The sequence below is a fragment of the Phycisphaerales bacterium genome (assembly GCA_016716475.1).
GTDB lineage: Bacteria > Planctomycetota > Phycisphaerae > UBA1845 > Fen-1342 > JADJWG01.
Window position 1 is genome coordinate 538,780 of record JADJWG010000002.1, and the last position, 18,621, is coordinate 557,400.

Consider the following 18,621-nt stretch of genomic DNA (forward strand, 5'->3'; position numbering starts at 1 on the left):
CGATTACCCTCCACGACCAAAGCCCGTTTTGTGAAAGGATCCGCATGGCCGCGTCGCGCAGTTCGCAGACCCCCCCCGCGCCGTACCGTCACCAGCCCACCGGCTGGAATACCTGGGATTTTCAGGGTTTCAACCGCTTGGTGTACCTGAAGGCGGGCCGCACCATCGTCGTGGTGCAATTTTCCATCTGGGATGAAACGGTTCCGGCTCCCAAACCGCCGCCCGATCCCGAGCATCGCAAGATTGGGCGTCTGTACGAGCAGTTCCGCTGGGAGCATGTCACCCGTTTAGGCCCACATGCTCCCCTCGGCCTGCCCGCTGTCCTCAACTTCAAGGCCGGTGAGAGCGAGTACACCGCCGAGGCCCTTGATCGCAACGGCACCCTTGAACTGACCGTCACGCCACGCGTGCCATCGTCCCAGCGGATTGTCTTCCAGTTTCTGGCACCCGTTGGTGAGACCCCCGAACGCCTGAAGCCGAATCACGGCCGCTTTGCCGGTTGCGAGGTACGCTTCAAGGGCTGCCAATGGCCGCTCCGGTACTACGTCAACGTCGCCGAGCCCTATGCGATTGGTGAACCCGGTGCTGCCGCCACGATCTTCGTGAAGCCGCCCGGGGCGTCTGCGAGCAAAGGCGCCGGGACGGTGGCCGTTCTCCAGAAGAGCGCGCTGACCGGTGGTGGCGCCCTCGCCGAAGCCCCCGGCGCGATGATGCAGGCCATCTGCTGGAACACGCTGTACGACACGCGGCGCGGTCTCGTCTCCTCGCCGGTCAGTCGCGACTGGTGCTACGACTGGCGCGGCGTCCTGGTTTTCTGCTGGGATACATTCCTGGTCGGCACCTTCATGTCCTACGAAGCGCCGGAACTCGCCCGGCTGAACTTTGAGTCGGTCGTCGCCGCGATCGACGAACTCGGTCACGTCCCGAATTACTACATGGCCCACGGAGCCGCCTCGCGTGACCGCTCCATGCCCCCGCTCGGCAGCTACCTCATCTGGAAGACGCAGTGCGCCTCCCCGGATCGCGCCTGGCTCAGTCGCATCTACCCGCGCCTCGCGCGCTGGCATGGCTACTGGTTCAAGCACCGCGACGGCAACGGCAGCGGGTTGCTGTCCTGGGGTTCGAACGATGTGCCCTACGAGTTCCCGCAGTTGGTGCCTTACAACAACAAGCTCCAGCACACGCGGCAGTCCGCGATGTACGAATCCGGTCTTGACAACTCACCCATGTTCGACGGCGTGGACTTCGACGCCGAGAGCTGCTGCCTGCAACTCGATGATGTTGCGCTCAGCAGCTACTTCGCGCTGGACTGCGACGGCCTGGCGCGCATCGCCGAATTCCTTGGACACCGGGCCGAGGCCGCGCACTACCGCGCCGAGTACGCCCGCATTACGCAGCGCATCAACGAACACCTCTGGGACGAGCAGCACGGCCTGTACTGCAACCGCCACTGGGACGGTCGCTTCTCCGACCGCTGGTCCCCGACATCTTTCTTCCCGCTGCTGGCCGGCGTCGCCACGCCCGACCGCGCCGCACGCATGGTACGCGAGCACCTGCTGAACGAACGGGAGTTCTGGGGGCCATACGTCCTGCCTTCCATCAGCCGGAGTGATCCGGCCTACGCCGACAACGACTACTGGCGCGGTCGCATCTGGGGTCCGTTCAACTTCCTCGTGGCCGAAGGGCTGCGTCGCTATCGCTTTGATGCGGAGGCGGCCGAACTCGCCCGCCGGAGCTGCGAGATGTTCATGCGCGAATGGCGGAAGGACGGTGGCGTCTACGAGAACTACAACGCCGACACCGGTGAAGGGGCCGACGTCTGGAACGCCGCCCGGCTTTACCACTGGGGCGGCCTGCTGGCGTTCATCGCGTTGCAGGAGCTGGTGGACGTTGAACCGTCGGGTTACCTGCGGTTCGGCTCGCTGGAGTACCCCGCTGCGGAATTGCGCAACGTGCGGCTTGGCGGCAGCACGTTCGATATCGCACTGGGCGACGAGCTGCGCGTCACGCGCGGCGGAAAACCATACTTGCATTGTTCGACCCGTGCACTGGTGCGGCTGCCGCTGGGCGGAACGCCGGATGAACCCATCGAGCTGACCGCGGCCGGTCCGGGCAAGTTAACGCTCTTCAGCCACAAGGGGCCGCGGCGTCCCATGCGCCTGCCGGATGGCCGGCGGATCGAGCCGACTGGCCGCGCGCCGAAACTCGTCTGGAAGTGGTGATTCCGGCGGCAGTGCCACGAACAAAGTGGTCCGTTGGGATGGCACGGCTTGTCCGCCGCTCGAGATGGATGAGGTACGAGCGGTCGAAAGAGCGCGTGCCGCGCAGCACCGCGGCCGCTGCGCTGGGGAACGCCGCGGCCGCGAATGCACGGAGTCGCCGAGTGCGGTGAGGGCTATTCGTCCTCTTCGTCCGCGTGCTTGTACTGGGCGACAATCTGCTGCTGCACGTTGGGCGGCACCACGTCGTAGTGGCTGAACTCGATCATGAAGCTCCCCTGGCCACCGGTGACGCTCTTCAACTGCGAGGCATAACCGGCGACTTCGGCCAGCGGCACCTGCGCACGGACAACAACCTGGTTTCCGGGAAGCACGTCCTGCCCGAGGATCTGGCCGCGCTTGCCCGCGATGTCACGCGTGATGTCACCCATGTTATCAGCAGGGACGGTGATCTCCATGTTGACGACCGGTTCCAGCAGAATCGGCTTGGACTGGAGGAAGGCCTTCTTGAAGGCCTGCCGGCCGGCAACCTGGAAGGCGACGTCCTTGCTGTCCACCGGGTGGGTCTTGCCATCGACGAGGGAGACCTTCACGTCCACGACCGGGCAGCCGGCGATCACGCCCCGCTTCATCTGGTCACGCACGCCCTTGTCGACGCTGGGCCGGAAGGACTGATCAATGACGCCGCCGAAGATCTTGTCGATGTACTCGTAGCCAGCGCCGCGCTCGTTGGGTTCGAGGTCGATGAACACGCGGGCGAATTGACCCGCACCGCCGGTCTGTTTCTTGTGAGTGTACTCAACGTACTTGGCGCTGCCGGCGATCGTTTCGCGGTAGGGGATCTTGGGGATGTGTGTATCGACTTCGACCTTGAACTGGCGCTTCATCTTGCTGAGAAGCACGACGAGATGCTGGTCGCCGAGTCCGCGCATCACCAGCTCGCCGGTCTCCGTATCACGCAGCACCTCGAAGCAAGGATCTTCATCCGCGAAGCGGTGCAGGGCGGTACCGATCTTCTCGGTATCGCCGCGGGCCTTGGGCTCGATCGCGAGGGCGTACATCGGTGCGGGCCGCTTGGGCATCTCGATGGTGCCCTCGTCGGCCTTGCCGAAGATCACGTCCCCGATCTTGAAATCCAGCTTGGAGAAGGCCACGAGGTCACCGGCGGCGGCCACCGGCACTTCGTGGTGCGCCCCGCCGTGGAGCTTGAACAGGTGGCCTGGCCGCTGCCCCTTGCGCTCTCCGGACGTGAAGAACTGTCCATCCGCAGCCAGCGTGCCGCTGAAGACACGGGCAACGGAGTACTTGATGTTGCTCTTCGGATCCGAGGTGATCTTGAAGATCTGGGCGACGAAGTCCGCCGCCGGGTCCGCCGGTAGTGGCACTGCCACGCGATCCGCACCGGTGCCGCGGAGCAGTTCGCGCTGCTTGCCGACCGCGGGTGAAGGAGCGAATTTCACGATCGCATCCAGCAGTTCGGTGACGCCGACATCGCCACGGGAACTGACGAAGAGCACGGGCACGACATGGCCGGAGGCGACGGCGCCACCGATCGCAGGGCCGAGCTTGTCCTCGGGGATTTCACCACTGACGAGGAACTCCTCCATGAGGGCCTCATCCGTTTCCACGATGGCGTCCACGAGGGCCGTATGGCACTCCGCGACATTCAGCACGTCCGCAGTGCCGCCCGCCTTCTCGAGCACATCGATGACGGCCTTGCCGCCGCCGCTCGGCAGGTTGATGGGGTGGCACTCGGGGCCGAAGGTCTCAGTGATACCCTTCAGGAGTTCGACCAGGTCGACATTCTCGCCATCGATGCGCGTCACGACGATCATGCGGGCCAGTCCAAAACTCTTGGCCTGCTGAAACATCCGGCGCGTGTTCACGCCGATGCCTGACGTGGCAGAGATGACCACCGCCGCCGTGTCCACCGCCGCGAGCGCGGAGAATGCGGGCCCGGCATAGTCAGGCATGCCGGGGGCGTCGATCAGATTCAGCAGGTGTCCGTGGTGTTCGAGGTGCAGGAGACTCGAATCGACGGAGTGTTTGCGCTCTTTGGACTCGTCGTCGTAGTCGAGGAGACTGCTCCCATCGTCCACGCTCCCGAGCCGGGTGGTGAGGCCCGCCTTGAAGAGCAGGGCCTCCCCCAGCGTCGTCTTGCCGGCGCCGGCGTGCCCCACGAATGCGACGTTGCGAATCTTCTCGACTGCGAATGCACCCATGCAGTTGCCTCCAATCCAGCCGCAGGACCATGCGTGCTCGGAGATGAGCGAATCAGAGATTCTAAAGAAGCGGGCCGAAGTTGCAAAGGCGGCGGAGGCGGGTGCCGGCGTTTGGGCGCATATCGCACCACGGGCGCCACGGACTCCCGGTGGGGGCAAAGCGGGGAGCGGCCCTGTGTCCCGGTGGTGCTGCGCAGGTACACTCCTCCCCTGGTACCCCAGATTCCGCAGGTTTTCCGGTTCCGAAGGATGCCCCATGCAGTCTCGCACCGTGCTCCGGTTGTCGTTCGGGTTGCTTCCGATTCTGATCGTGGGCTGCACCGCCCCGCTGCCGGCCTCCGTCCGGTATGAGACGCACGGAAACGCAGCGCTGCTGGGCCAGTTCCAGGCCCGGGACGGGCGCAGTGGACGGGCCGTGTCGTTCGCGGAACTCGCGGCCCGCTGCCGAGCGTCTGACGTAATCCTGTTCGGGGAGGAGCACAACAACGTGGTCTGCAATCAGGTGCAGGCGCAGCTTGCGGCCGAATTGGCGGTGGCGGATCGGCCTCTGACCCTCGCGTTGGAATTCTTCGAGACGGACACGCAGGCGGCGCTGGATGCGTACTTGCGGGGACGGATTGTCGAGGGCGACTTCCAGGAACTCACGCGGCAGGGGTCCAGTTACCTGGTCTCGCACCGCCCGTTGATCGAGCTCGCGCGGCGCGAAGGGCTGCCGGTGCTGGCGGCGAATGCACCGCGGCGACTGGTGCGCGGATATCGTCGCTCGGGACAGGAATTCGATGCTTACCGGGCAGAGCTGGAGCCGGAAGTACAACAGTGGTTGCCCTCGGCGAATGATTACCTGCGGGGCGGCTACGAGCGGAACTTCAGTCTGATCATGGGGGGCGACGGGACGATCGCGGCCGAAAGCGACCACGACCGCTTGTACCGTGCGCAATTGCTGTGGGACGAAGCCATGGCTGAGAGCATTGCCCATCATCGGGCGCAGCATCGTGAACGCCGCGTGCTGTTGATGGTCGGCTCCTTCCACGTCGCGAATTTCGGCGGAACGGAGCGCAAGCTGCGTACGCGGCGACCCACCGACCGTATCCTGACCATCGTGTTCCGTGCGACGGTCGATGGACGGTTCCCGTTCGACGAGGAAGATCGCGGCGCTGCGGACCTCATCATCTATGGCATCACACCGCCCCCGGCGCCGCGCGCGCCCGATACCGCTTCACCGCACCCGCCGACCGCACCTGCCCCTGAACAGGCCGCCACGGCTTCACCGGCCGAAGTGCAACCATTGGACGAGGCGGACGCGCTCTATCAGCGGCTGCGCCAGGCATTGTTTGCCACGCCGCGCTGGCTACTGGCGCCACTCGTGCCGGGGAACGATGGCGATATTCCGGAGGCGTCGGAGCGGCCTGGGCCGCGCTGATGCGGTCCAATCGGGGCGGGCGCTAGGCGATCTGCTCGGGATGATCGACGATACAGTTGGCGCCGGCGGCCTCAAGATCCCCACGGGTGCGAAAGCCCCAGGTCACCGCAACGCACGGCGCGCCCGCCCGTGCCGCGGTCTCTACGTCAGTGGGCGTGTCCCCGATGAGCCACAGTTCGGAGGGCTGCACGGCGAGGGCGGCGCAAATTTCTTTTACGTGGTGGGGCGATGGCTTGCGGTGCTCCTCGCGCTCATACCCTTGAATCACCGCGAAGGTATTGTCCGGCCAGAAGCTGCGGACAATGCGGTTTGTGAGGGCGTGGGGCTTGTTCGAGAGCACAGCGAGTCGCAGCCCGCGATGTCGCAGTCGGTTCACCAACTCGGGGACGCCGGGATAGGGGCGGGTATGCCGCAGGATGCGCGTCCGATAGAATACACGGGCGAGTTCGGTCAGCCGCGGTGTCAGATGCGGGTGTGTAGCGCCCACGGCCCGCTGGCAGAGTTTGGGCATACCCTCTCCCACCATGTACCGATAGCGGTCGATGGAGTGGGTCGGCAGCCCGAGCAGTTCAAGGCAATGATTGAGGGCTTCGCCGAGGTCACGCAGCGAGTCCACGAGTGTACCGTCGAGGTCGAAACAGCAGGCGCGTGGTGCCGGGAGCGATTCCGGTGTCATTTACGTGCAACCCTCTTGAGGTCCATCTTTATAATTCCAATGGTTCCGCTGTTTCCGTCGGCCGCTCACTGGCTGTACCGGGAGTCCGCATGATGCAACGATATCGCCTTTCGCGACCGCTTGCCGTGGTTGTGGCGCTTTGGCTGGGAATCGGGGTGTTGGCGCAGGAGGAACCCGCGGCCCGGCCGAGCTATGCGCGGATGCTCAACATCGATGCTCTGCTCGACAACCATGCCCGGTTCCTTTCGCGGCGTTACAACCTGAGTGCCGAGCAGGATGAGTTCACCAAGGCCTACCTCAAGGCGAAAGCCGACGAGTTCCTGGCGCGGCATCGTGAGGATCTGTTCGATCTTGTCGATGCCCTGATGGCGCTGCGGAGCGGCGCGGCGATGTCGCAGGAGGAACTGTTGAACTGGGGTCATCGTGCTCTGCCGATCTTCGAAGAGGCAAAGGGCTTCATCATCGAGGGGAACGAAACGTGGCGCGGCATTCTCACGGAAGAGCAGAAGGTCCGCCACGATGAAGATCTGCGAGACATGTACGAAAACTTCGCGACGACGGAGGTCGCGTTGCAGCGGATTGTGACAGGACAAATGACGGTCGATGAGTTTCGCAGCGGTCCGCGGCCGCAGCCGCGGCCTCAGGGGGACAGCCCTGCGCCGAATCAGCCGCCGCTTACCGCCGGGACACCGACGGCGCCCACGCCGCGCCCCCCTCCTCCGAACACGCTACGTCCGGGCGGAACGGGCGAAACGCGCCCAGTACAACCGGGACCGCCGCGCGGCGGGAACACCGGGCCACCGCGCGGTGGGAATGTCGGGCCGCCCCGGGGACCCGGACCGCAGGCGCGCCCGGGGACGACGAACCTGGACACCTTTGAATCGCAATGGGATGCGTATGTGCGCGACTTTGTGGCGCGGTTTCAGCTGGATGAGGCCCAGATACAGCGTGCTCAGGCGATTCTCGATGACTGCAAGACCCAGGCCGCGCAGTACACCAGCCGACGCGAAGCCGAGATTCGTCGGCTCGATGACCGGCTGGTGGCACTGAACCAGTCGACCGATGCCAATCGCGGGCGCGAAATCGCGCGGGTCAACGAGCAGAAGACCCGGCTACTGAAGCCGATTGACGACATTTTCGAGCGTAGTCTGAAACCGCGGCTGGAACGTCTACCGACCCGGCAGCAGCGTGAGACCGCCGAGAAATCAGCCCAGCGGCCACCGACACCCGTGCAGCGCCCGGGAACCGGTGCAAGGCCGGCGCCCGTACGTCCGGCCCCACCGCCGCCACCGCCACCCCAGGAGGATCCGGTACACGAGGAATCCGGCGGTGAGGGGTAACGGCACAGTTCAGGTTTGCAGTCAGCGCAAACGCTGCGCCCCGTGGTTATGGATTGCTTCCGCCGGGGCAGGTCCGGGCGAAACTCCCGGCCGAATGGCGCCGATAGGTACAACGTATGTGGCGTGCTGGAGGCGGCCTGGAAGCAGGCGGGGTGCCGCATGCTGCACGCCGAGTGAAGGAGAACGTAATGCGCACGTGGTTCACACGCAGCAAATCGTGGTTGGTGTACATGTCTGGCGGCAGCGTACTGGCGCTGGAGGCGTGTGACCCGGCCGTCCGTGAGACGGTGCTCGGTGGAGTGGGGTCGGCGGCGACGTCGCTGGCAGGCAGCTTCATTCAGGCCTTCATCCAGTCACTCGTGACGGAACCCGAGGTTCCGACGACCGTGCAGGTGATCCTCGATCAATTCCAGATGATCGTGGCATAGCCCCACAGCTTTTTCCGCGTCGCGGAGGCGGACGGCGACCTGCTGTCCCACTCCGCGCCGGTGCGGAGTTCTGTGCAACGGCGACCGCGGCGGGTGCCCGCGGTCGCTTTGCTGCGCAGAAGGGGCAAGAGGGGATCAGACCGGGTCGGAGCGGGCGGTCACGGAGCCGGATTGGCGCTCCCGTCGGGCGATGGCAAGTTCGATAGCAAGCTCGATGGCAGCGCGCATGCTGCCGGCATGCGCGCGGTTGCGACCGGCAATATCGAAGGCCGTGCCGTGATCTGGACTGGTGCGGATCCAGTCGAGCCCAAGCGTCATCTGAGCGGCTTGGTCGAACGCGGCCATCTTGACGGGGATCAGTCCCTGATCGTGATACATGGCGACGAGGCCGTCGAAGCGCCGGCAGACTTCCGGCACAAAGGCCGTATCGGGCGGCAGCGGACCCGATACCCGGATGTTCGCGTTCCGTGCCAGGGTCAGTGCCGGCTCGATGATGCGACTCTCCTCATCGCCCAGCAGACCGTTCTCGCCGGCATGGGGATTCAGACCGAGCACTCCGATGTGCGGCCGTGCGATGCCGAACTGTGCGCGCAGGGCATGGTCGAGCAAGTCGATAGGTTGGTGCACAAGGCCGATGGTGAAACGGTTGCGCAGCTCAAAGAGCGGGATGTGATCGGAGGCCAGCGCCACACGCAGCGTCCCGGCCACAAAAAGCATGTTGAGGCGGCGGACCTCGCAGCGGCGCGCCAGATAATCGGTATGTCCGTGGAACCGGTGTTGCGCGAGGTGCCAGCTCTCTTTGCAGATGGGGGCCGTCACGAGGGCATCGATGGCGCCGGCTTGGAGATGGCGCACACCCTCTTCCACGAAGCGAAAGGAAGCATGGCCGGCCTGGGCATCGGGCCCGCGCTGCCCATTGATCCGTTGTGGGGTGAGATCGTCGAAGTCGGCTACCAGGACGCCAGTGCCGACGCGCACCCCTCGATCGAAGGGCTCACGCCACCAGAAGCGATTGAGTTCCGCCTGGTCCGCGACAAGCTCGAGTACGTCATGCAAGCCAAAAATCACGAAACGGGCCTGGGCGCGCAGCGCCGGGTCGGCCAGGGCCTTGACGATGACTTCCGGGCCTACCCCCAGCGGGTCGCCCATGCTCAAGCCGATCAACGGGCGGTCTGAACTGGTCGCGGGCAGTGTCATGGTACGTACCCGCCGGCCCGCAGGGCTTCCCAACTCACCCCGCCCCCGGTTTCGCCGGACGGTGCCTGCCCTGTCAGCCATGCCATGCGCCGCGCCACCAACCGTGCCAGAATATCGGACTCGACATTGAGCATGTCGCCGGGCTTTCGCTGTCCGAGCACGGTGCCATCCAACGTCGTCGGTACGAGCGCCACGGAAAAACGCTCGGCCCCCACCGCGACGACAGTGAGACTCGTGCCGTCGAGCGCGACCGAGCCCTTCTCGACGATCGTCGCGAGCAGTGGCGCGGGCACACGAGTCCAGAGGCACCACTGGCCGCCGGTGCGATCAACTTCGATGACCGTGCCAATGGCCTCCACGTGTCCTTGCACGAGGTGGCCGTCGATGGGATCGCCCAGCCGGGCCGAACGCTCAAGATTGACAGCGTCTCCCGGCCGCAGCCGGTGCAGCGTAGTCCGGGACCATGTTTCCGGGACCACGTCGAAGCCGGTGATTGTGCCGGATTGTGAAGCAGCCGTCAGGCAGGCACCGTTCACCGCAACGCTGGCACCGTGTCGCAGTCCGTCCGCGAGTGGGCCGAGGTCCACCTCGAGGCGATGAGCCAGCGCGCCACTCACGGTGCGGCGGGCGTTGGCCGAAACGGCCGTCACACGCCCGATATGCTGAATGATGCCGGTGAACATCGTGCAACCGCGGTCGGCTCATGAAGTCCAGTGGCGGGCCGCCCCACGGTGGGGCAGATCCCGGTCTGTGCAAAGGATATTAGACACCCCTGTGACAGGAGCGTGAAGCCGTGACCACGGACTTCCTTCAGAAGGCACGGGCCGGGCGCACCATAGATGGTGCGCCCGGCCCGGTGGACTCCAGGAATTGCAGTGGTGCGGCTCAGTTGCTAGTGCCTTCCCAGGCGTCGATGTAGATGCCCGGATTGTCGGCAATGGCGTCGAGCACCTCGCGCACGCTGTCAGGAATCACGATGGAATCGGGGTCCTGCTCCGCCCGTGCGATCAGGTCCTGCAGACTGGCGACGGTCGTAATCCCATTGGCCTTGATGAAATCGACCACCGCTTGGGCTTGTTCATCGGTGGCGGGTGGAAAATTCGCCTCGGTGACCTGCAGTGCGAGATCGGTAAGAATCTGGATGTCGTCGGGGTTCAGTGTGTGGAGCCGATCGCCCGCGATCTTGCCAGCGGCCTGGAGGAGGTTCGTGCCGCCCTGGTTGTTGAGGCGGGGATCCCCGAACGGGCATCCGCCGACCAATGTGCCCAGCAGGGCTGCGGCCGCCACTGCGGGTAGGATTTTTCGCCTGAGCATGAAGTCTCCTTCGTGAGTTGGGCCGTCTTCGGCTACGGCAGAATCGGGAGGATGTCCGTGGGGGTGAAATTGACGAACACCGCCCTGAGGTTGGCAATATCGACGCGCGCGGGGACCGTGTTGTTGGAATCGTCGAGGAAGGCGGCGAGCTCCGTGGGAGTTTGCAGGTCCTCCGCCCGCAGGAACTCAACAATCGCCAGGGCCGCGGTATCGGTAAACGCGACGTTGATGGTGCTCGACACCTCGCTGGCCCCGTCCCCGTAGAGCTGCACCTCGTCAGGGGTGAGTTTGCGGAGATCGGGTTCGACGACCTTGTTGTACGCCGTACGCAGTGTCCCGCCAAACTGGTTGGCCGTTCGCTCGCTGCGGAGCAGGCCATTGATCGTCAGCGGCGTGATGCCGAGGGCCTCAAGCTCCGTTCGTTTTTGCTGGGCGGTGAGACTGGTATCGTTGCGGATGCGATTGATCTCGCGGAGTGTCGCGGGGGTGGTGTCCGGGTAGAGCTCGGGCAAGCAGCCGGCAAGGGGGATTACGATGAGACCGAGTACCGCGAGTGAGCAAAGCCGTTGCAACACGGGGGCGTCCTTATTCGCAGGAGGTCGTCGGAACGCCGCTCGGGGCGTCCCGTGCGCCTGTGCGTTACCATAGTACCTTGTTATCATATATCGGACCGCGTGGCCCACAAGCTCCGGTGTTTCGGCTCGTCGCAGGGTGGTGTCTCCACGGCGCGGCGGGGCGTCTGGTGCCCACTGGGTCCGTGATCGGAGGCAGTTCATGCGCGTCGCGGTCGTTGGCTTCCCGTTTTCCGGCAAGACCTCTGTATTCACCGCACTATCGGGCTTGTCGGGCGCGCATTTGAAGGCGGCGGAAGAGAACCTCGCGGCGGTACATGTGCGTGAGCCCCGGCTGGATGAGCTGGAACGCATTTTTCAGCCGAAGAAGCGGACCGAAGCCACGATCGACTTCGTGGATCTGCCGGGGAGCACGGAAGGGGATATCGAGCGAGCAGGTTTCGAGCGGCATTTGCCGACACTGCGCCAGTGCGACGGACTGGTGGTGGTCGTGCGGGCGTTTGTCTCGGAAACCGTTCCCAAGCATCGGGACCGTATCAACCCGGCCGGGGACCTGCAGGAAATCCGCGACGAGATGCTCTTCGCCGATCTTGCCATCTGCGCGGGACGGGTGGAAAAGCTCGAGAAGTCGCTCACGCGGCCGAGCAAGGACCGCGACCTGCTGAAGCACGAGCTGGAATTGCTGCAACGCTGCCAGGCCGCACTGGAGGCGGGCGAACCGCTGCGCACACTGGTGCAGCCGGGGGCCGAGGAGAAGATGCTCCGCAGCTTCGGCTTCCTCACGCAGAAGCCGGTTACAGTGGTCGTCAACATCTCCGAGGCGGACATCGGTAAACCGCCTCCGTTTGTCGATCCGCACGCCGCGGATACGCTGGCCGTGTGTGCCACGCTCGAAGCCGAGTTGATGCAGATGGAAGCAGACGAGCGCCCCGCCTTCATGGCGGACTACGGGCTTGCAACGCTCGCACGCGACCGCGTGGTGCGCTCGTGTTTCGATGCCCTGGGAATGATCTTCATGCTGACCGCCGGACCGGAGGAGGTGCGCGCCTGGCCGCTCATGAAAGGCATGACGGCCGTGGAGGCCGCCGGCCGTATTCATACCGATCTGGCGCGCGGGTTCATCAAGGCCGAGACGATCGCCTACGCCGACCTGTTGGCGGCCGGCTCGATGCGTGATGCAAAGGCAGCGGGGAAGGTGCGGCTGGAGCCGAAGGGCTACGTTGTGCTGGACGGTGACATCATCACGATCAAGTTCAACGTGTGACAAGTCGGCCGGCGCCGGCGCGGAAGGAGGATTCGGCATGGTCGCGCCTATCCGCGTGTCGTGCATCCTGGCGTTGCTGGTGGCGGGGCATGGCCGCGCAGTGGGGCAGGAGGCGGTGACACAGGCCGAGCTCATCCGGCGGGTGGTCGACCTGGACCGGTTGGCTACGCCGCCGCCGGAGGGGGAGCGCACGCGGATGTTCTCCAGCTACGATCGGCGCTCCCAGATCGACGCTCAGGGTCGTTTCATCGACTGGGACGCGAACCACGACGCGGGGCAGTTCCTGCGGCGCACCGACGACGGTTGGGATGTGATGGCCGAGGTGGACGGACCCGGTGCGATTACCCGCATCTGGTCGGCGAATCCGCATGGGCGCATCCGTTTTGTGCTCGACGGCGAAATCGTCATCGACACGTCCTTCGGCGAATTGCTCAGCGGGCGGCTGGCACCATTCGAAGCACCCTTCACGGAACGTGGATTGAACTGCTACTTTCCCATCGGTTTCGCGCAGAGCGGTCGCGTCTTGGCGCGCGATTCGGGGGCTTACTACCACGTCAACGTGGTGGAGTTTCCCGCCGGTACACCGGTGGAACGGTTTTCGTTCACGCTGTCGGACGAGGCCCGTGGTGCCGTGGCCGATGTCGCCCGCGTCCTGCGTGACGGGTATGACCCCGTGGTGGCGGCCGGCCGACGGTTGATGCCGGTGACCGAGCAGAAGGATCTCGGCCCTGGGGAAAAGCTGGCGTGGGATCTGAAGGGCGGGGGCACGGTGCGCGCGCTGTACGTGGGACTGACGGATCGCACAGACCCGCGCGAGCCGTACGCGCTGCACCAGCTCGTGCTGCGGATGACCTTCGATGGCGCCGCCGAGCCGCAGGTCGAGGTGCCGCTGGTCGACTTCTTCGGCTCCGGATTCGAGCCCGTACCGTTTCGGAGTCTCGCGACAGGGACGGCTGCGAAGCTGGCGTTTCCGCTGCCGGACCGGCCGCTGGAAGAGCAGCGCTTTATGTATTGCTATTTCCCGATGCCCTACCGAGACGGCCTGCGATTGGAGATCGAGAACCTCAGCCGGACGCGGCGCGCCGTGGGGCTGGTGTTCCTGATGCGTGTTGATACGCGGACTCCGGCGCCTGATGCACTGCGCTTTCACGCGCGCTACCGGCGGGAAGATCCGTGCCAGGTGCTGGGCTATCCAGTCCTCGCGGTGCGCGGGCGGGGCCGGATCGTCGGCTGTGTCTTGAATGTCGACTGCCCACGGGCGGAGTGGTGGGGTGAGGGGGATGAGAAGGTGTGGATTGACGGCGAGGGGTTCCCGTCTTACTTCGGCACCGGGACCGAGGATTACTTCGGCGATGCCTGGGGGCTGCACGAGTTCACTCATCCGCTGGTCGGCGTCACGCGGGCGGCACCCTGGGGCAAGAACTCGGCCTATCGCTGGCACGTGCCCGATGCGATCAACTTCCAGAAATCCGCGGCCTTCACGCTCGAGAATTGGCAGCACGAGCGGCAGTGGGACACCTACTACGGGACACTGGCCTATTGGTACGCGACGCCCGATGCCGTTACAGCGGAGCTCTTCCCACGCCTGACGCTGGCGGAGTTGACGCCGCCGGGACTGCGCATCCCGGGGGCGATCGAGGCGGAGGACCACATCCTCAGTGCGAACTGGGGCAACGTCACAAGGCAGCAGCATGCGGGCGGCGCCGAACTTTCGGGTGAGGCGGCGGCAAACATCACGACTTCCGAGCCAGTTACGATCGGCTTACCGGTGGAGCAAGCGCGGACAGTGCGGCTGCAATTGCGGGTGAACCCCCGGCGACCCTTCGAGACGATCACCGTGACGTCGCCCACCGGACGCACAATCGGGACAGTGCAGTACGATCGGCGTCTGAGCGGCCTGTACGACGTGGGCATCGTACGGCTGGAGCCGGGTGTCAACCGGCTGACGGTGCAGTGTTCGCGCCCGGCGATGCTCGATTGCTGGGTGCTCAGCGATATACCGCGCAACCCCCGTGGGCCGGAGGGCGAAGATCTGGAATTGAGCACGGCCGAGGCGGTGACGTCCGAGGTGGAGTACGGGCGGTTGCCCTGGTCGGCGGGCGCGCAGCGGCGGCTTGTCTTTGCACGGGCGGGGGCGAGTGCGACATTTGCGTTGCCTGAGCAGGCCGAGGAGCGCACCGTGGTCCTACGACTGCACATCACACACGGCCCGGACGGCGGACGGTTCGACGTGCGTGTCAATGGTGTGGCCGTGGGGCGTGAACTCGCTACTTACACCGCGGTGGAACGGGTGGAACGGGTCCCCGTGGGAAGCGTAACCCTGCGCCGCGGGGCTAACTCGCTCTCGTTCCACAGCACGATACCCCCCACCCCCTCAGGTGTGAGTGTTTTGGGGCTCGATGCGGTCGACCTGCCACCAGCGGCGGGGCCGCATGTGCTCGAGTTCGAGGACTTCACCATCGCCGCAGAGGAGGAGGCCTTTGCCGAACGTCAGGGCATCGGAGGCGCGAGCGGCGAGGACCACTTGTGGTGCCGCGCTCGGCGCGTCGGGGCCAGCATTGCGTTCGACTTAACGCCGGCCCCAGGGCGGTATCGGTTAGCCCTGTTGCTGACACGCTCGTTTGACTACGGCATCGTGCAGGTGACACTCGATGGCGCGCCGCTTGGTGAACCCATCGATCTCTTCGCGACGCGCATCGAGCCCGGCCTGCGGGTCGAGCTGGGCGAACACGCTTTCGAGGACGGCCGGCCGCGGCGGCTGCGTGTCGAGGTTGCGGGGAAGGCGTCGGCGTCACCCGGCTACTATTTCGGATTGGATGGGCTGCAAATGGAGCCCATCCGATAACGTGAGTGTTCGTATGCTGGCGTCGGGTGGTTGGTGCCCAAGATTGTTGTGGATAAACTGAAAATACCGTGTTGTCCGCTCGGGGTCGTACGGCCGGTCGGCAAGCGGTGAAGAGGTTTTGCCATGTGGTGGTCATGTTGCCTCGGGGGGCGACCAAGCAGACGGGCGCGTACTCTGGGGGTGTTGCTGGGCTCACTGTTTCTTCCCGTTGCGTATGCATGGCAGGAAACGCCCACCGCAACCACGGCGCCGGCGACACAAGCGGCTCCCGCGTCGCAGCCCAGTCAACCGGACTTGGACACGATACGTGCTCTTATCCAGCGTGCGGCCAAAGCGGAAAACGAGCAAGAGCGGGAGGCCGCGTTGGCGGAATTACGGGCCATGTCGCAGCGGCGCAACGCGGAGCGCGGCGTATCGACTACGCCGAGCGCAGGCGTGTCGCCAGTGCCAGTACCAGGCGCGGATCCACAGGCCTCCTCTACCCAGGTGCAGCGTGGACAGGCCGTCACGAGCCCTGGTTGTGGACCAGGCGAAGCGGGGGCGCTCGATTTGACGCCGCCCCCGCCCGATCAGCCGCAACCGCGACTTGTATGTCCCGAACCGAAAGTGACACTGGAGCCCTTGTGGGCGAACGAGACCGCCGTTTTCGCATTCGTAGTTCGCAACGAGGGTGAAGGACCTTTGAACATCCGGCTCCGGGGCGGCTGAGGTGTCCGCATCCGCGGTCAGTCTGATCGCGAGATTGCTCCTGGCGCGGTCGAAACCCTTGAGTTCGAAGCGCGTGTCGGTATGCGTGCCGGCCCATTCACGAAGTCTTTCACGCTGCAATCGAATGATCGCAACCGACCCGGACTCGCCCTGACGGGTACGGTGCAGGTGCGTGCGGCGGTTCATTACGAACCGTTGGCCATCAGCTTTGGTGAACTGCCGCGGCGTGGCGGTCCACAGGAACGTTCCATCCGGATACGCCGGGGGGATGCGGGTCCGTTGAATCCGGAGCTGGTGACAAATCCTTCGCAATCGTTCGAGACCAGTATCCGGGAGATCGAGCCGGGCACTGAATACGAACTGACGGTCCGCGTCACGCCACCATGGCCGCAGGCCGGAGTGCGCGGGCAGGTCGTGCTGCGGACGGGCGTACCCCAGCAACCGCAAATCGCGGTGAGCGTGATCGGGACCGCACGCCCGGTCGCTCGAGTCATGCCGGCCAGTTTGCGCGTGGGGCCGGCGGTTCCTGCCAATGCACCGCGGGCGATTCGTGTGTTGTGGGATCCGGGTGAAGTGGGCACGATTACCGGGGCGCAGGCGACGGACCCGGCGATTGGCGTTCGCATCGAGGGTGAAGGCCTGCAGTTGCGGGTCGAAGTGGACATTCCAGAGGGCTACGCCCCGGCGCAGCCACTAGGGCAGAAGATCATCATCACCACGAATCACGCGGAAGTCCCGCGACTTGAAGTGCCATTGCTGGTTCTGCCAGCGCGTCCGGGAACGCCAGTGCCACCACCGGCATCGGTACGCCCGGCCGGCCTTGCACCGACTACCGCCGTCGATGAATAGAGTGCCGGCCGCGTCGGGAGCATGCGACGGATGAAGTCGTACCGTCAGGAGTTGTGGTTCGAAGTTCCAGCGCGCTGCGGCTTCGTCAATGTCACCGCACAGGTGGAAGAGGCGGTGCGCACGAGTGGGGTGCGCGAGGGGCTCGTGCTGGTCAACGCGATGCACATCACGGCCAGTGTATTCATCAACGATGACGAAGCCGGCCTGCACCGGGATTATGAGCGCTGGCTGGAACAGCTTGCGCCACATGCCCCCACGTCCCAATACCTGCACAATCGCACTGGGGAAGATAATGCTGATGCACATTTGAAGCGTCAGGTTATGGGACGGGAAGTTGTGGTGGCGATTACAGCGGGAAGACTGGACTTGGGGCCGTGGGAGCAGATCTTCTACGGCGAATTCGATGGACAGCGTCGCAAACGGGTCCTGGTGAAAGTGATCGGTGCGTGAGACGCCCAGGGGGCTGGTCGGTCTGTAGACGGTAGCGCTGGAGTTATCGCCCACTGCAGGGGAACTATGCCTTAGTCGTGTTGCGCGTTGACTTTACAACGTCGGGCGGGATATGCTGGGCTGGTGAGGAGTGCAGTAAGCCCTTTTCATTCTAGCATCCGTCGCGCGCCGGAGTAGGGGGGCAGGCGCGTGGGGCGGTGGTTGAATCGAACCAAGGACGGCGAGTTCCTCGCAGCGGGTCTGTTTCCCGCCAGCGGTATGTCAACGAAGTAAGCGCGTGTGCGCGGTGAGCAACCGGCACACCAGGATTTCAGGAGAGGAGCGAAGCGATGAGCAAGTGGCTGGCGATTGCCGTAATTACCGCGCTGACCGGCGCGGCCCAGGCGGCGATCATGTATCAGAATATCAATGAGACCGGCAGCCGGTACAATCCCGGCAATGGGACGCTCGGTACGCCGCGCGTAGCATTTGACGATGTGATGATCCCCGATGCGCGGCTGACAAATCCCGGAGACAATGCGCTGGAAGTAACGCGCATCACTTATGGGATTCGTCGCGCGGGTACGGCGCCCGAAGTGACGCTGAACCTCTATTACTCGACGGCGACGACGGGTACCGTGCTGCCCGATACCGAGCTCGATGTGCCGATCACACAGTTCGGTTCGGTCACCTTGCCCGCGCGGGTGGGCCAGCCGGGCTTTGTAACCGAGCTGGTGACAGTGGGTGATGGTGTGACGCCGCTCTTCACCGTAGCGCTGAACAACACACTGGTCGCCGGGTTCAATGGTTTCTTTGCCGGGCTCTCGTTCTCCAACGCAGACGCGAACAACGGCTGGCGCGTGACGAACGGACCGGATGGGAACATCAACTCCTTCTGGGTCTACGACACGGACGGCCCGTTCAGCGATCCGCCGACGGCACTTACGCGGCGGTTCGTGTTCGGCGGCGACAACCCCCCGCCGGGAACCATGTACCTGGTGGTCGAAGGCAACACAGTTCCGGAGCCCGCCTCCTTGGCCCTGCTGGCCCTCGGTGGCCTGGCACTGCTGCGTCGGCGGTAATTCCACCGCTGAGTTTCCCTGCGAAAAACAAGGGCGCCCCGATCTCCCTGCGAGAT

Annotated in this window: 15 protein-coding genes; 9 read left to right on the top strand and 6 right to left on the bottom strand. The window is 64.9% G+C overall.

Annotated elements, in window-relative coordinates:
- Nucleotides 1–44: 44 nt before the first annotated feature.
- Entirely contained in the window at nucleotides 45–2,222 is a 2,178-nt protein-coding gene (locus tag IPM18_09945) for a hypothetical protein (GenBank protein ID MBK9119904.1), read from the top strand.
- Between the two features lie 173 nt (nucleotides 2,223–2,395).
- Here the strand turns inward: IPM18_09945 and IPM18_09950 are convergent, their stop codons facing one another.
- On the bottom strand, nucleotides 2,396–4,441 hold the full coding sequence (locus tag IPM18_09950) for an elongation factor G (GenBank protein ID MBK9119905.1): 2,046 nt from the start codon (nucleotides 4,439–4,441) through the stop codon (nucleotides 2,396–2,398).
- Between the two features lie 256 nt (nucleotides 4,442–4,697).
- On the opposite strand from IPM18_09950, the gene IPM18_09955 reads away from it, so the two are divergent.
- A complete protein-coding gene (locus IPM18_09955) occupies nucleotides 4,698–5,861 on the top strand; it encodes a ChaN family lipoprotein (protein ID MBK9119906.1) in 1,164 nt (387 codons plus the stop codon).
- Between the two features lie 22 nt (nucleotides 5,862–5,883).
- Here IPM18_09955 and IPM18_09960 read toward each other — a convergent pair whose 3' ends face one another.
- Nucleotides 5,884–6,537: an HAD family hydrolase gene (locus IPM18_09960; GenBank protein MBK9119907.1), complete on the bottom strand. Its 654-nt coding sequence runs from the start codon at nucleotides 6,535–6,537 to the stop codon at nucleotides 5,884–5,886.
- A gap of 89 nt (nucleotides 6,538–6,626) precedes the next feature.
- Between IPM18_09960 and IPM18_09965 the strand changes: the two genes are divergently transcribed.
- The gene (locus tag IPM18_09965; GenBank protein MBK9119908.1) at nucleotides 6,627–7,877 is read left to right on the top strand and encodes a hypothetical protein; all 1,251 of its coding nucleotides are present in this window, start codon (nucleotides 6,627–6,629) and stop codon (nucleotides 7,875–7,877) included.
- Nucleotides 7,878–8,065: 188 nt separating this feature from the next.
- On the top strand, nucleotides 8,066–8,305 hold the full coding sequence (locus IPM18_09970; GenBank protein ID MBK9119909.1) for a hypothetical protein: 240 nt from the start codon (nucleotides 8,066–8,068) through the stop codon (nucleotides 8,303–8,305).
- A gap of 135 nt (nucleotides 8,306–8,440) precedes the next feature.
- On the opposite strand, the gene pdxA is transcribed toward IPM18_09970, so the two are convergent.
- The 4 genes from pdxA to IPM18_09990 form a co-directional block, all read right to left on the bottom strand.
- Nucleotides 8,441–9,502 (bottom strand): 4-hydroxythreonine-4-phosphate dehydrogenase PdxA, encoded by a 1,062-nt coding sequence (gene pdxA, locus IPM18_09975; GenBank protein ID MBK9119910.1) that lies wholly within the window; start codon nucleotides 9,500–9,502, stop codon nucleotides 8,441–8,443.
- Entirely contained in the window at nucleotides 9,499–10,185 is a 687-nt protein-coding gene (locus IPM18_09980) for a riboflavin synthase (GenBank protein ID MBK9119911.1), read from the bottom strand. Before IPM18_09980 ends, pdxA begins: the two co-directional genes overlap by 4 nt.
- 202 nt (nucleotides 10,186–10,387) lie before the next feature.
- On the bottom strand, nucleotides 10,388–10,816 hold the full coding sequence (locus IPM18_09985) for a hypothetical protein (GenBank protein MBK9119912.1): 429 nt from the start codon (nucleotides 10,814–10,816) through the stop codon (nucleotides 10,388–10,390).
- A 32-nt stretch (nucleotides 10,817–10,848) separates the two neighbouring features.
- A complete protein-coding gene (locus IPM18_09990) occupies nucleotides 10,849–11,391 on the bottom strand; it encodes a hypothetical protein (GenBank protein MBK9119913.1) in 543 nt (180 codons plus the stop codon).
- Between the two features lie 199 nt (nucleotides 11,392–11,590).
- On the opposite strand from IPM18_09990, the gene ychF reads away from it, so the two are divergent.
- The 5 genes from ychF (at nucleotide 11,591) to IPM18_10015 (ending at nucleotide 18,565) form a co-directional block, all read left to right on the top strand.
- Entirely contained in the window at nucleotides 11,591–12,652 is a 1,062-nt protein-coding gene (ychF, locus tag IPM18_09995; protein MBK9119914.1) for a redox-regulated ATPase YchF, read from the top strand.
- 37 nt (nucleotides 12,653–12,689) lie between these two features.
- Entirely contained in the window at nucleotides 12,690–15,497 is a 2,808-nt protein-coding gene (locus tag IPM18_10000) for a DUF2961 domain-containing protein (protein MBK9119915.1), read from the top strand.
- Nucleotides 15,498–16,286: 789 nt separating this feature from the next.
- Nucleotides 16,287–17,054 carry a hypothetical protein gene (locus tag IPM18_10005; protein ID MBK9119916.1) on the top strand — a complete coding sequence of 256 codons (768 nt, stop codon included), beginning with the start codon at nucleotides 16,287–16,289 and terminating at the stop codon, nucleotides 17,052–17,054.
- Nucleotides 17,055–17,084: 30 nt separating this feature from the next.
- Nucleotides 17,085–17,504 (top strand): YjbQ family protein, encoded by a 420-nt coding sequence (locus tag IPM18_10010; protein ID MBK9119917.1) that lies wholly within the window; start codon nucleotides 17,085–17,087, stop codon nucleotides 17,502–17,504.
- Between the two features lie 329 nt (nucleotides 17,505–17,833).
- Entirely contained in the window at nucleotides 17,834–18,565 is a 732-nt protein-coding gene (locus IPM18_10015; GenBank protein MBK9119918.1) for a PEP-CTERM sorting domain-containing protein, read from the top strand.
- The last annotated feature ends 56 nt before the right edge of the window (nucleotides 18,566–18,621 follow it).

Bases quoted from the DNA above. Each gene is read 5' to 3' on its own strand.
- IPM18_09945 (MBK9119904.1), top strand. From the start codon at position 45: ATGGCCGCGTCGCGCAGTTCGCAGACCCCCCCCGCGCCGTACCGTCAC.
- IPM18_10015 (MBK9119918.1), top strand. From the start codon at position 17,834: ATGAGCAAGTGGCTGGCGATTGCCGTAATTACCGCGCTGACCGGCGCG.
- IPM18_09980 (MBK9119911.1), bottom strand. From the start codon at position 10,185: ATGTTCACCGGCATCATTCAGCATATCGGGCGTGTGACGGCCGTTTCG.
- IPM18_09985 (MBK9119912.1), bottom strand. From the start codon at position 10,816: ATGCTCAGGCGAAAAATCCTACCCGCAGTGGCGGCCGCAGCCCTGCTG.
- ychF (MBK9119914.1), top strand. From the start codon at position 11,591: ATGCGCGTCGCGGTCGTTGGCTTCCCGTTTTCCGGCAAGACCTCTGTA.
- IPM18_10005 (MBK9119916.1), top strand. From the start codon at position 16,287: ATGCGTGCCGGCCCATTCACGAAGTCTTTCACGCTGCAATCGAATGAT.
- IPM18_09965 (MBK9119908.1), top strand. From the start codon at position 6,627: ATGATGCAACGATATCGCCTTTCGCGACCGCTTGCCGTGGTTGTGGCG.
- IPM18_10010 (MBK9119917.1), top strand. From the start codon at position 17,085: ATGAAGTCGTACCGTCAGGAGTTGTGGTTCGAAGTTCCAGCGCGCTGC.
- IPM18_09960 (MBK9119907.1), bottom strand. From the start codon at position 6,537: ATGACACCGGAATCGCTCCCGGCACCACGCGCCTGCTGTTTCGACCTC.
- IPM18_09955 (MBK9119906.1), top strand. From the start codon at position 4,698: ATGCAGTCTCGCACCGTGCTCCGGTTGTCGTTCGGGTTGCTTCCGATT.
- IPM18_10000 (MBK9119915.1), top strand. From the start codon at position 12,690: ATGGTCGCGCCTATCCGCGTGTCGTGCATCCTGGCGTTGCTGGTGGCG.
- pdxA (MBK9119910.1), bottom strand. From the start codon at position 9,502: ATGACACTGCCCGCGACCAGTTCAGACCGCCCGTTGATCGGCTTGAGC.
- IPM18_09950 (MBK9119905.1), bottom strand. From the start codon at position 4,441: ATGGGTGCATTCGCAGTCGAGAAGATTCGCAACGTCGCATTCGTGGGG.
- IPM18_09970 (MBK9119909.1), top strand. From the start codon at position 8,066: ATGCGCACGTGGTTCACACGCAGCAAATCGTGGTTGGTGTACATGTCT.